Origin of the sequence: Priestia endophytica DSM 13796 (genome assembly GCF_900115845.1) — a bacterium.
Taxonomy (GTDB): domain Bacteria; phylum Bacillota; class Bacilli; order Bacillales; family Bacillaceae_H; genus Bacillus_I; species Bacillus_I endophytica.
The window spans coordinates 16,893-30,437 of sequence record NZ_FOXX01000004.1; the positions used below are offsets into that span (position 1 = coordinate 16,893).

General features: G+C 35.6%; 13 protein-coding genes. 12 read left to right on the forward strand and 1 reads right to left on the reverse strand.

All coding sequences use genetic code 11. The features are described from left to right. Positions 1 to 280 precede the first annotated feature (280 nt). The 10 genes from BM012_RS09030 (at position 281) to BM012_RS09070 (ending at position 9,727) form a co-directional block, all read left to right on the forward strand. On the forward strand, positions 281 to 1,237 hold the full coding sequence (locus BM012_RS09030; RefSeq protein WP_061804416.1) for an ornithine cyclodeaminase family protein: 957 nt from the start codon (positions 281 to 283) through the stop codon (positions 1,235 to 1,237). 148 nt (positions 1,238 to 1,385) lie between these two features. After that, entirely contained in the window at positions 1,386 to 1,715 is a 330-nt protein-coding gene (locus BM012_RS25835; RefSeq protein ID WP_139210322.1) for an asparaginase domain-containing protein, read from the forward strand. A gap of 2 nt (positions 1,716 to 1,717) precedes the next feature. Continuing rightward, positions 1,718 to 2,311 (forward strand): asparaginase domain-containing protein, encoded by a 594-nt coding sequence (locus tag BM012_RS25840; RefSeq protein WP_082802574.1) that lies wholly within the window; start codon positions 1,718 to 1,720, stop codon positions 2,309 to 2,311. A 278-nt stretch (positions 2,312 to 2,589) separates the two neighbouring features. Continuing rightward, positions 2,590 to 3,243, forward strand: coding sequence for a helix-turn-helix transcriptional regulator (locus BM012_RS09040; RefSeq protein WP_061804451.1), 654 nt, complete (start codon positions 2,590 to 2,592; stop codon positions 3,241 to 3,243). Positions 3,244 to 3,617: 374 nt separating this feature from the next. Beyond that, positions 3,618 to 4,724 carry a threonine synthase gene (locus BM012_RS09045; RefSeq protein WP_061804413.1) on the forward strand — a complete coding sequence of 369 codons (1,107 nt, stop codon included), beginning with the start codon at positions 3,618 to 3,620 and terminating at the stop codon, positions 4,722 to 4,724. A 406-nt stretch (positions 4,725 to 5,130) separates the two neighbouring features. Continuing rightward, the gene (locus tag BM012_RS09050; protein ID WP_061804412.1) at positions 5,131 to 5,946 is read left to right on the forward strand and encodes a mechanosensitive ion channel family protein; all 816 of its coding nucleotides are present in this window, start codon (positions 5,131 to 5,133) and stop codon (positions 5,944 to 5,946) included. A 422-nt stretch (positions 5,947 to 6,368) separates the two neighbouring features. Then, positions 6,369 to 6,686 (forward strand): urease subunit gamma, encoded by a 318-nt coding sequence (gene ureA / locus BM012_RS09055; RefSeq protein ID WP_061804411.1) that lies wholly within the window; start codon positions 6,369 to 6,371, stop codon positions 6,684 to 6,686. Next, positions 6,683 to 7,060, forward strand: coding sequence for an urease subunit beta (gene ureB / locus BM012_RS09060; protein WP_061804410.1), 378 nt, complete (start codon positions 6,683 to 6,685; stop codon positions 7,058 to 7,060). The genes ureA and ureB overlap by 4 nt, the downstream gene beginning before the upstream one ends. Further along, positions 7,057 to 8,766, forward strand: coding sequence for an urease subunit alpha (ureC, locus tag BM012_RS09065; protein WP_061804409.1), 1,710 nt, complete (start codon positions 7,057 to 7,059; stop codon positions 8,764 to 8,766). Before ureB ends, ureC begins: the two co-directional genes overlap by 4 nt. A gap of 535 nt (positions 8,767 to 9,301) precedes the next feature. After that, on the forward strand, positions 9,302 to 9,727 hold the full coding sequence (locus BM012_RS09070) for a MaoC family dehydratase (RefSeq protein WP_061804408.1): 426 nt from the start codon (positions 9,302 to 9,304) through the stop codon (positions 9,725 to 9,727). 740 nt (positions 9,728 to 10,467) lie between these two features. Here BM012_RS09070 and BM012_RS09075 read toward each other — a convergent pair. Continuing rightward, positions 10,468 to 11,043 carry a TetR/AcrR family transcriptional regulator gene (locus BM012_RS09075; RefSeq protein ID WP_061804407.1) on the reverse strand — a complete coding sequence of 192 codons (576 nt, stop codon included), beginning with the start codon at positions 11,041 to 11,043 and terminating at the stop codon, positions 10,468 to 10,470. Positions 11,044 to 11,358: 315 nt separating this feature from the next. Between BM012_RS09075 and BM012_RS09080 the strand changes: the two genes are divergently transcribed. Next, positions 11,359 to 12,897, forward strand: coding sequence for an NAD(P)/FAD-dependent oxidoreductase (locus BM012_RS09080; RefSeq protein WP_061804406.1), 1,539 nt, complete (start codon positions 11,359 to 11,361; stop codon positions 12,895 to 12,897). A gap of 182 nt (positions 12,898 to 13,079) precedes the next feature. After that, positions 13,080 to 13,310, forward strand: a complete 231-nt coding sequence (locus BM012_RS09085; protein ID WP_061804405.1) for a ferredoxin — start codon at positions 13,080 to 13,082, stop codon at positions 13,308 to 13,310. The last annotated feature ends 235 nt before the right edge of the window (positions 13,311 to 13,545 follow it).

Genomic DNA, 13,545 nt, shown 5'->3' on the forward strand with positions numbered 1-13,545 from the left:
CTGAAAATATGTAGTTGACTGTTAATTAAGATACTACGCTCTTCTTCAATCAGCGTCAATATAAAAAAATATAAATAACAACTATAAGACTACTATTTTATATAATTTATTATCTGTTTTTTATATAAAAAGCTTGGTTTTTTAACAAAAATGAACTTTTTATATAATATTTTATCATTTTTTGTATAAAAAATTATATACTTTTATAGACGTTTATGTAAGAATGGATATGAGAATTAGGATTTGTTACAAACAACACGAAGAGATAAGGAGAAATAAAATGAACGAAGTTTTAATTTTAAATCAAGAAGAGGTTAAAGAGATTTTGCATTTAGAGAAAGCGATCGAGTTAGTTGAAGAATGTTATACAGAATTTAACGAAAACAAAAGTGTAATTTATCCAGCTGTCAGAGAGATAGTTGATGAACATGAAGGTATTTTTGGTATTAAGTCTTCGTACTTAATTGGTGATAAAATGATTGGCTTGAAAGCAGGAGGTTTTTGGAAAAACAATATGGCTCGTAAGCAAAAGATGAATCACCAATCTACGATGGTCTTATTTAATGCAGAAACAGGAGAGCCTACGTGTTTACTAGATGCTAATCATATTACCATTACTAGAACAGCCGCAGCAGGAGCCGTTGCAGCCAAACATCTTGCGAAGAAAGACAGTCAAACCGTTGCTATTATAGGTTCAGGTGTTCAAGCAAAGGTACAATTATCAGGTTTACTTCACCAATTCTCTATTAAGAAGGTTTATGTATATAGTCGAGCAACGGAAGCAGCAGAACAATGGGTAACGGAATTAATTAACCAAGGTATCTCAGCTGAAAATGCTCAAGAAGCTGTAGTTAATGCGGACATTGTGGTAACGACTACACCAAGTTACACTCCTATTGTTAAAACATCTTGGTTAAAACAGGGAGCTCATGTTAATGCCATTGGAAGCGACACAAAAGGAAAAAATGAAGTTCAAATGGATAAATCCATTGATAAAGTAGTTTGTGATTTATGGGAACAAAGTTCAATTATGGGTGAACTACAACATGGATTTGCTAAAGAATTTTTATATGCTGAAATTGGAGAAATTACAGGGCTTGTTAAAAAAGGGCGTGAAACAGATGAGGAAATCACAATGTTTGATTCAACAGGAATTTCCGTACAAGATATGAAAGTAGCAGCTTATGTATATAAAAAAGCGAAAAAAGAAGGAATTGGTCAAATAATTAAGTTATAAAAAGAATAGGAATTAAAAAATTCCATTTATAATCCTTGTAACAATAACGATTCACAAATAGGCAATAAAGCAAGAAGGAGATACAGGATGAAGCAGAGTAAGCCAACTATTAAGATTATTGCAACGGGCGGAACCATTGCAGGATACAATGACCACTGGCTACCAGCCAGGAGCTTTACACATTGATGAATTACTGAAAGAGATTCCAGATCTAAGCAACCTCTCAAATATAGAAGTCGAACAGTTGTTTAATATTGATAGTGTAGATATGACAACGGAGCGATTATTGGAGTTGGGTAATTATGTAAAACAAATATTGCTAGAGGATGAAATCGATGGTGTTGTCATTACACATGGTACAGATACCCTTGAAGAAACAGCTTATTTTTTACATTTAGTTGTTAAAAGCTCTAAACCAGATGTTATAGTTGGGGCAGTTAGACCTGCAACAGCCCTGAGTGCAGAGATGGTCCTTTAAATATATACAATGGGGTAAAAGTTGCTTGTAATAAAGAATCACACGGAAAAGGTATTCTTGTTGTTCTTGGTGACCGAATTGGGTCTGCCCGTTATATGACAAAAACACACGCTACAACGGTTGATACGTTTAAAGCTCTTGAACAAGGGTGCATCGGATCAATTGTTGGAAGTGACGTGCACTTTTTCTATAAAGATATTACGTACCTTCATACTACTGAAACCATTTTTGATATAACATCCGTTCAACAATTGCCTAAAGTTTCAATTATATACGCCCATCAAGGAGACGAGTCATTTTTATATGACGCGGTAATTCAATCTGGAGCAAAAGGAATTGTGATAGCTACGACTGGAGGATATACATTGTCCAAAGAAGCTGCTATTGGAGCTCGTAATGCTTTAAACAATGATATTGTTGTTGTGCGATCATCACGATTAAGCTCGGGAGTTGTTAGTCTTACTCATATGGATACTCATCATGGTTATATTGTAGCTGAAGCGTTAAATCCTCAAAAAGCACGCATGTTGCTTATGCTTGCGTTAACAAAAACAAATGACAAAGAGGATATTCAGCAGTTTTTCTGTACGTATTAAAAGAGGTCTTGCTACAAGAGTTCTTCTTTTATTGATCAAAGAAATCTAATTGAGAAGTTTTTTTTGCTTATTACAACTTAAATTCTTCATAAAGATGCTTTCTGTGCTTTAAACTATGGGGAAGTTAATAACAAGCATCATTTTAAAATGTTCTAAGGTTTTTGTATAAAAAAATACACATATTGAATAAATGTATAAAAAATTATATAATTTGAATTAATATTTATAAATTAGACTTCTATTCAGTAAGTTCTAGAAGGAGAGTAATCAAGGGAATGATTAGTGAAGCAAGACAATTATTAAATAATTACATTCCGGTAGCTAAAACCATTGCAAAAATGTTTGGTTCACAGTGTGAGGTAGTAATTCATGATTTAACTCAGCCTCAGTCATCGGTCATTTTTACAATCAATAATCATGTAACAGGGAGAGAAATTGGCCAATCGTTTGACCATTTAGTAAAACAGGTTCTATTATCTGAAAGTTTTAAAGAAGACCACTTAGCAGGTTATGAGATTGAGACGGATGATCATCGAACGATTAAATCCTCTACAGCTCTTATAAGAGACCAACATCAACAAGTCGTCGGGGCTCTTTGTATTAATTATGATGTTAACTTAGTAGTACAAATGAAAGAAATGTTAGAGACGTTATTACCAGGAGATTTTGTACAAAAAGTAAATGCTGAAGAAGTACAGGAATCTGAGGATTCTATTCAAAATGTAGAAGAAATTACAGATCAATTAATTCAAAAAATTATTGGGAATAGCCGACATCCTTTGATGAAGCGTCATGAAAAAATTGAGCTAATACGATTTATGGATAAAAAAGGGATATTTTTAATGAAAGGATCTGTGGAAAAAGTAGCAGAGCAGTTAGGTATCTCAAAAGTCACCGTATATAGCTATTTAGATGAAATCAAGAAAAAGTAAGAAATTAAAGCTTAGAATAAGATAAAGAATAGATTTAGATAGGAAATCTATATTCAAATTCACCTTGTATATAGGTAACTATTTATCAGAATAATATGAATGTATCTGGACAATTCATCCTTCACCTAACAAATTGGCACAATTGAAGAAGAGAAACCCCAAACATTAGAAACTAGAGGGTTTTGTAAATTCATTTTATAACGTTTTTTAGGATCATGAACCAATGTGTTCAATTGTGCCAAGAAATAAGTGAAGAATATTTTAAATTTAATATTGAAAGATTATGATTCTTAGTTTGGGGTAAAATTTTTTATTCATTTCATATAAAAAAATATATAAAATATAAAAAGATATACAACAAGGAGTAGAGAAAGATGAGCGAATATTATGTATGTCATTCATGCGGGACTAAATATGAAATAACAGAAAATGTATGGAAATGTAAGTGTGGAGGTATGTTGGATTTATTAAAACAGAAAGTAACACTTGATCCATCAAAACTTTCAGAGCGTCCTCCAACTATGTGGCGATACGTAGATACGATGGCATTTGAAAATGATTCAACAATTTGGAGAAAAGTTACGATGGGAGAAGGATATACTCCTTTAATTGTACTAGATGAAACGAAGCCAAATACACTTGTTAAAGTGGATTACATGATGCCAACTCTATCTTTTAAAGATCGGGGAGCAGCCGTACTTATTGCTAAAGCAAAAGAATTAGGCGTGACAAGGGTTATTGCTGATAGTAGTGGAAATGCAGGTACAGCAATCGCGGCTTATGCAAAACGAGCTGGTATAGCATGTGATATTTTTCTAAGAGAAGGAACTTCACCGAAGAAAATTGCCCAAGTAAAAGCTCATGGTGCAAATGTTCGAACAGTAAACGGTACAAGAGAAGATGTAGCTGCAGCTGCTCAAAAAGCTATAAATGAAGAAAAACACTTCTATGCAAGTCATGTCTATAATCCTTTCTTCTATGAAGGAACCAAAACATATGCCTATGAAATTTGGGAGCAAATGAAGAGTGAGCCTGACACTCTTATCATTCCTGTTGGAAATGGTACATTACTATTAGGAGCTTATTACGGTTTTAAAGAATTATTAGAAAACGGATTAATTAAGAAAGTACCTAAAATAGTGGCCATTCAAGCAGAAAATTGTGCTCCTCTAGCAAAAGCTTTTGTAAATAATGAAATTGAAGCAGAGGAGATTAAAGGGAAGGAAACATTAGCAGAAGGAATTGCTATTGCAGCCCCAGCTCGCTCAGTTCAAATTTTAGAAGCAGTTCGTACTACAAACGGTGAAATTCTCACAGTAAATGAAGAGGAAATCTTACAAGCTCGTGCTGCATTAGCTGGTAAAGGTTTTTATGTAGAAATAACAACAGCTGCCAATTACGCTGGATACTTAAAATATAATCATTCACTTTCTGAAAAAATTATTATCCCTTTATGTGGTGCAGGCATTAAATCAAACTAGTGAAAGATGTTAAAAAAATATCTTTTTCGCGCGATTTAAATGACACGACAAAATGAGTTTATAGGACATGAAGTATAAGGTAAAACCCCAACCATATTTTTATAGTTGGGGTTTTACAAGCTTATTTATCTTCTAAGGAAATTTCTTTATATTTATCATCATTCTAATGAATAGAAGAATCATATCTTCACATCATTCTTCTACATTTTATTCTTGAATACCGCGTATAGTTTTAGTTAACATAACCTATATTATTGACAATATACTCGATCTTCAAGAAGCGCGGATAGGGCTTCTTTTTTTTATGAAACCATGCTATTATCGTTAAGGTTTGTTGAGAAAGGAAGGTTTTTGTCCTTAAGCGCATTTTTTTGGTATAGTGTAAAAAAAGTAAGGAGTGGATAGGTTGTTTTTCTCTGGACTGTTCCAGCAGTTCCCTGTAAAGGTTTTAACTGTGGCGCTGCTGATTATACTCATCGTTTATTTTATCCGCAAATCCATCAAGCTTTTCTTTGACAAAACGAGCTTCTTGGATGAAAAACGAGAAGAGACATTGATGCATTTCTCCAACCAAGTGACAAAAGTATTAGGACTGGCTCTCTTCTTTATTTATTTGCTTAGCCATTTCTTCAAACTGGGAAAGCTTATCACAGGTTCGGTTGTATTGGCAAGTGCCTTGGCATTGATTTTCCAGCATATCATCCGCGATTACATAATGGGGCTGACCTACTTGCTTGAACGTCAGATCCATCACGGGGATTATGTCATCCTTAATGGAAACCGTCAGGGGAAAATAGAGGAAATTAGCATGCGTTATCTAAAGATTCGCCAGTATGACGGATACCTCTATACAGTCTCCTATAGCAACATCACGGAACTTCAGAACGGGAACCGAGGAAGGCGCCGAGTAAACGAAAGCCTTGTCCTCAACTATAGGCAAAATCCGGATGATGCCTTCAAGGTGATGGAGGAAGTGGCACGAATATGCAACGAGAAATACGGTCAATATCTGTTAAAAGATGAGAACGGAGTTCCCGAGGAGAGTTTTCAATTCAAGCAAATCACTGAACTGAACGTGGATTTCAGAGGTCACCAATATTCATTATCAGCTCTTGTAAAGGAAAATGATTTTGTGGAAGCAAGCAAAAAGGTGAGGTATGAACTGGCAATGGCTGCCTACAAGAACGACTTGATGATGGCTGAGAGCTTCAACACAAATTAAACGAAGACTGTAAAATGGATATAGACAAGGTGAAAAGGGGGAGATTTTTTGAGCGAAAGCATTCCGCAGGGCAAAAAATACGACCTGTACCTTGTCTATATCCAAGCTTTTATAGTTACCATAATGAGTGTGATAAGAACCAAAACGAGGAGATTTTATTATAAGATCCTCGTTTTTTTAGATTGATAACTTAGCATGGCTAATAACAGTGCTATCGAGAGATAAACAATACCTATGGGGATAATACTGAGAGGAATTAAAATTTTTCTCGCTTTACTCTTGCTGTATTTTATTCATTTGGAAAAAGAATATGAAATATAAATAGATTTATTAGTTTAAATAGTCGGAATATTATTTACTTTTTGTAACATCTCATGTTATATTTATTTACATCTTTTGTATATATTAAGGAGGTTTATAAGATGAGATTAACAGAAGTAGAGAAAGAAAAATTGTTAATTGTTGTTGCTGGTCAATTAGCTCAAGATCGGAAGGAGAGAGGGGTTTTACTAAATTACCCTGAAGCAACAGCCTACCTAACTTGCTATGTCATCGAAAGAGCCCGAGAAGGAAAAAGTGTTGAAAAGATTATGGAACTTGGTCGTAATGTGCTTAGCGTAGAAGATTTAATGGAAGGTGTTCCTGAAATGCTAGAGAGCATTCAAGTAGAAGCAACGTTTCCGGATGGTGTAAAGCTTGTAACGATTCATCAACCAATACGCAAGGAGGTAAAAGCATGAAACCAGGGGCATTTCAAATAGGAGAAGGGAAAATTGAAATTAATAAAGGTAAACCTCATTGTGAACTTATCGTGAAGAATACAGGATCACGCTCCATTCAAGTTGGTTCACATTTTCATTTTGCAGAAGTGAATCGAGCTCTCTCATTTGATAGAGAAAAAGCGATTGGGATGCGCCTTGATATCCCATCAGGTACAGCAGTTCGAATTGAACCTGGTGAGGAAAAGAAAGTAACCCTAGTCGCATTAGGAGGGCGCAAGACGGTATACGGGTTAAATGGTATAAGTGAAGGGTTTATTGATGAACGACGTAAAGAAAAAATGGTAGAGAAACTGGAAACCTATATCACTAGCACAGAGGAGGTTTTATCATGAGAATGTCTAAGCAACAATATGCAGATCTTTTTGGTCCTACAGTAGGGGATAAAGTACGACTAGCTGATACAGATTTATGGGTTGAAATTGAAAAAGACTGCACTGTATATGGAGAAGAAGTTATCTTTGGCGGAGGTAAAACGATTCGCGACGGTATGGGACAGAACGGACGCTTAACAGCTAAAGCAGGTGCTCTTGATTTAGTGATTACAAACGTTATTGTGATTGACCATACAGGTATTATAAAAGCCGATATTGGAGTTAAAAATGGAAGAATCGTAGGGGTGGGGAAAAGTGGAAACCCAGATATTATGGATCATGTTGACCCTAACTTAGTTATTGGTGCTGGCACTGAAGTGATATCAGGCGAAGGGAAAATTTTAACAGCTGGTGGAGTTGATACTCATATCCATTTTATTTGTCCACAACAGATGGAGGTAGCATTGTCTTCAGGTATTACGACAATGATTGGTGGAGGAACCGGACCAGCTACAGGAAGTAAAGCCACAACTTGTACTTCAGGCCCTTGGTATATGGAAAGGATGCTTGAAGCTGCTGAGGAATTCCCTGTAAACGTCGGATTTTTAGGGAAAGGAAATGCTTCTCATAAAGCTCCTTTAATAGAACAAATTGAGGCTGGAGCAGTCGGTCTTAAGCTTCACGAAGATTGGGGATCAACACCTCGGGCAATCGAAACGTGCATGGATGTCGTTGAACAAGCTGACATTCAAGTTGCCATACATACAGATACACTAAATGAAGCTGGATTTCTAGAAGATACACTTGAAGCGATTGGAGACCGTGTCATTCATACGTACCACATTGAAGGTGCAGGTGGAGGTCATGCTCCAGATATTATGAAACTAGCCTCTTACTCCAACATTTTACCTTCTTCAACAACACCAACAATGCCTTACACAACAAATACAATGGAAGAACATTTAGATATGATGATGGTATGCCATCATTTAGATGCAAACGTGCCGGAAGATGTTGCTTTTAGTCGCTCAAGAATTCGCGCAGCTACGATTGCAGCAGAGGATGTGCTTCATGATATAGGGGCCATTAGTATGATGTCTTCAGATTCACAAGCAATGGGTCGAGTTGGTGAGGTGATTATCCGCACATGGCAAACAGCTGATAAAATGAAAAAACAGCGCGGCGCTCTTCCAGGTGAACGAGGGAATGATAATGAACGTGCGAAACGTTACGTTGCCAAATATACGATTAATCCAGCTATTACACATGGCATAAGTCATGAAGTTGGTTCAATTGAGAATGGGAAGCTTGCAGACCTTGTTTTATGGGATCCCATGTTCTTTGGCGTAAAACCAGACCTTGTTTTAAAAGGTGGAATGATTGCACGCGCTCAAATGGGAGACCCTAACGCTTCTATTCCAACTCCAGAACCTGTCTTTATGCGCAGAATGTATGCGTCATATGGTAAAGCTAACTCTTCTACAGCCATTACCTTTATGTCACAGGCAAGCATTGACCGTGGTGTTCATGAAAAGTTAGGATTATCCAAAATCATCTCACCCGTACACAACATTCGAAACTTAAGTAAGCTCGATATGAAGCTAAATCATGCTTTACCTCAAATTGAAGTAAATCCAAAAACATATCAAGTATTTGCCGATGGGAAAGAAATTTCATGCGAACCTGTTAATCAAGTTCCGTTAGCACAGCGTTATTTCTTATTTTAAACGCCCTCCAATATAAACAAAGAAGCATAAGTGAAGAACTTATGCTTCTTTGGATTTTAAATCCCTAATCTAACGTCTTTTACATAATTTTTTCTTGCTTGCAAATCGTATAATCATTTTTGTGTTTGTCTATTTTAGCATCATATACTCAACAAGTTAAAATAATAATCCCAGACTTTTTTCCTTAATCAGAAAGTATATTTTAGATTATATATCGTATACAAAACTAGTTTACATAAAATATGTTCGAGGAAGTAAAAAAAGCGCCAACCTGTTGAGTGACAAAAAGTTGGCGCTTTTTCATTTCCTTTAGGAATACGTTTACGGACTGTTTTAACTTATCCATATCCTCTTTCTCTGTAATCTTTTTAAGACACTTGTAAGTCAACAAAAGGTTGAGCTAACGGATGCAATGTGATTCTGGAGAAACATTACCATTCTTCTCACATCGTGTATCTACTTAACTTGATAAGGATGCAATACTAAACTAATATAAACAAGTACAACAATTGATTTCAAAATAAGAGGTGTATCTATGAAACTAGATGAGTTCACAATTGGACAAGTATTTAAAACTAAGTCTTTTAAATTAACAAAAGAGAGGATTATGGGATTTGCAGAAGAGTTTGATCCTCAATATATGCATTTAGATGAGGAAAAAGCGCAGCAAGGGAGATTTAATGGAATCATTGCTTCTGGAATACATACAATGGCACTTTCATTTAAACTTTGGATTGAAGAAGGTATGTATGGCGACGATGTTATTGCTGGAACTGAGATGAACAATATTAAATTTATAAAACCTGTTTATCCAGGAGATGAATTACATACTATTATAGAAGTTATTGATAAAAAAACGAAAAAAAGCGAAACCGGAATTCTTACTGTTTTATTATCTACTTATAATGATAAAGAACAAAAAGTATTTGAAGGTGACTTGTCGGTACTGATTAGAAGATAAGGTCTTATTGAAAATAAGTAAAATCCTCTAATAATTTTTACAGGTATATGTCATATGCAAAATTAGTTTGCACAACATCGATTATCAGAAGAAAAAAAGCGTAAGTTCATTGAGGGATGATGAGTTTGCGTTTTTTCTTTATGTCTCCTTTTCCGTACTAAAAGAAGCCTTATAAATTTCATACGGCTTCCTAATCTCAATGTTTCTTGTTATATCCATTTTTTGTATAAAGAGTAATCCTAATATAGGTCCAATCAAAGCACCGAAAATAAACAAATTAAAGGATTCACCAATAAACTCTTAAAGAATAGCGCGAAACTATAACCATTAAAATCTCATTGAATAGATTATGATTACTTGTTTAGAGACAGGATTAATGTATTCAAAGCTTCGTTATATAACTTTTCAACACCTGTTGTAATTCATATAAGAAAAGGGGAGGTTCACTGAAAACTCTATGACATATAAAAAATAACGTATTTATTTACCAGCGGTAATCTTTATATGATTATTGAATATGTCCAAGTTATGAAAAGAATCAAAATACATCTCAATTAGGAAAGGAGAGGGTCAAAAAACCTTCTCCTTTTAATTACTTACTTATGTTTAGATACTCTTCTTCATTCCATATACTTGTACACTTGGCCTTCACGTAAGAAAACACCATGCTTTATCAAACAGTTAAAGAAAGCTCAATGACCTTAATCATCTTTGTCCTGAAAGAGTAAAATATCAATTACTTATTCTTTACTAATCGTCTCATTATGGATCTTTTCGATATGCTCCCAATTCAATACCTGCTTGATTTCTTTGTAAACTTCCTCACCACTAAGCGTCATCCCATTTTCGATCCACCAATTTAAAACGCCTAGAGTAGCTCCGGCAAGTGCGGCTATCCCAATTTCAGAAGAGGTAGAAATGGATGGAGTTTTAGCGTCACTCGAAATCTCCTGCTTCATCCCCATAGTCATTTCTTTTCTTATGACATACCTCAATGAATCCCTTTCTTCTAAGAATAGCTGAGAGAATAATCGTTTATATTTAATCGCCACATTAAATAATTTTAAATGCACCTCTTCAAGGTTACTATCCGTAAAATGAAATTCCTCGGCAATTTCTTTTAATGAGTAAGCCAACAAATCATACTTGTCATTAAAATGTGTATAGAATGTAGCACGATGAACCATTGCTTCTTCGCAAATTTCTTTTACAGAAATGGAATGAAAGGAATGGTGCTCTATTAAAGAAAGCAAAGCTTGAGAGAGAAGCTTACGAGTTCTTTTGACTCGTAAGTCTTCTTTTTTTTCTTGTCCCATATACATTACCTCGTTTCTGTATCGTTAATCGACAGTTCCCCTATATTGTTTATTGATAAAAATAATTATACAACCTAACATATAAATTACAAGAATAAATAAAGTATACACATGTCTTAAAAAGTTATGTGTATCAGAAAAATCTTAATGATAACAAATCTACATTCACTAGGTACTTCTACTCTTGTGAAAAAAATTCAAAACCAAAGTGACAGAATCACTTCCATATTAACCACTATCTAAACCGTATCATTTGCACATCAAATCATTACTATTTACGCTTCCAATCGGAAGATAGAAAAGGAGACCGTAAAAATGAATACACCGTTAACATCTCATCAACCAAAAGAAGAAAAAGCCATTGTGATTGGAGGAGGCATTGCAGGTTTGCTCACGGCTCGCGTTCTTTCTGATCATTATGAAGAAGTAATAATTATAGAAAGAGATGAGCTACCTCAAGAGCCATCTACTCGTTCAGGTACGCCTCAAGCTTTTCATCCTCATCGCATACTGCCACGCGGAAGTATGATTATGGAACGTTTCTTCCCTGGCTATATTGATGATTTATTAGTTCAAGGAGCTCCTTCTACACAAAATGAAAAAATGAGCCTATTCACTTCGTACGGAAGTCTACAAATGGTTCCTCCTGAGAAAAATGCATCAAGTAGTCGAGCCCTATTAGAGTGGACGTTCCGCCAGCGTGTACAACAGATTTCAAATGTACGTTTTCTTTCTAAACAAGAAGTGACAGGTCTTCAAACATCGGCTGATCAAAGCCAAGTGACAGGTGTTCATATAAAAGAACGAAGTGAACAAAAACAAGAAAGAACAGTGACTGCTGATTTAGTAGTGGATACAAGTGGACGCTCTTCAAAGTTGATTAAATGGCTTGAAGCTATGGGACTTGAGGTACCACAACCAGAACGTTTAAAAGTATCTCTTGGCTATAGTACGCGCTATTATCGAATACCCCGACATGTTAAGGAGAAATGGGGAGGGGTGGTTTCGGAAGCACAACCGGATAAAGGGATTGGCACGGGAATGCTAGGCTATATCGAAGATAACATGGCTCAAACATTATTATTTAGTGCAGGTGGTGCGCACTATCCGTCAACGAACCCAGAAGAATATGAAAAAGAATTACAGGCACTCGCTACCCCGATGATCTCAGAAATAGTCAAAGAGCTAGAGCCAATGGGTGTTCCGCGAGGCTATCGTACACCTGAATCGGTTCGTCAACACTTTGAACAAATGGAAGATTGGCCAGCTGGTTTACTTGTAGTCGGCGATGCATTTTGTAACTTTGACCCTATTCATGGACAAGGAATGACGGTAGCTGCGATTGAAGCTGAAATGTTAGACATTTGTTTGCATGAAAAACGTCATACCTCTCAATCTCACTTTGAACGCCACGTATTGCAACGTATGCAAGAAGCAATTGAACCGGCATGGTGGCTGAGTTCAGTTGCAGATTTACGTTGGAAAGGCGTTGAACATGTGGGAGCTGAGCCCTTAAAAGGTGTGTCCTTTGCACAGAAGTACTTCAATTTGTATGTTAAACAAGCCGTGAAATTGGCGAACGAAGAGAACAATCCTTCTATGTTCCAACAGTATTTTATGATGAATGCATTAGTCCTTTCCCCGCGTGACATTATTAATGCTCATACACTGAACATGTTATTGACAGGGAATGGATCCCTAGAGGAGAAGCAATTGTTAGCTGAATTAGGAAACGTAGACGAACAACAAATACAAGAAAGATTAGATGAGCTGATTCCTTCCTTTTCGTTGGCAGTTGATGAGAAGGCCTTACATTCATTTCCTTCCATACCCCTTTCGAATACCAAGGCATGAAGATGGACCAAAAGGCTAATATGTTGTTCAAGATTCTTAAAAAGAACCTGATGCTTCAAGAAATTAAATCAGAAAGTAGAAGAGGGGACGTTCATTCGTAAAACTTATTACTCAAATCATTGGTCAAGTTTCTATGATTGCCTTAGTAATAATAGAGACTGACTCATAGAAAGGAAAGAAATATGCGTATTTATACTAAGGTAGACCAAGATACATGTATTGCATGTGGGGCTTGCGGAGCAACAGCTCCAGATATTTATGATTATGATGACGAAGGCATTGCGTTTGTATTAATCGATGAGAATCAAGGTACGCTACCTGTTCCTCATGAAGTAGAAGAGGATGTTCAGGATGCGTGTGAAGGATGTCCAACGGATTCCATTAAAATAGCCAATGAAGCCTTTGATAAGTAATATATTTGCTTGACTTATATATGAGTCTATAAAAATAGAAAAATAAGAAAATCCTTTGCTGATTATAAGCAAAGGATTTTTTTATTAAAGAGTATTTAGGATAAATCAATTATTATAAAATTAGTGGTTAGAGGTAACTAAAATTCTCTGGCTAATATAAATAGGAAGAGTCTATACAATACTAATAAAGATTAGTTGTCAAAACGTATGGTATCTATAGGATAATTGCTACATT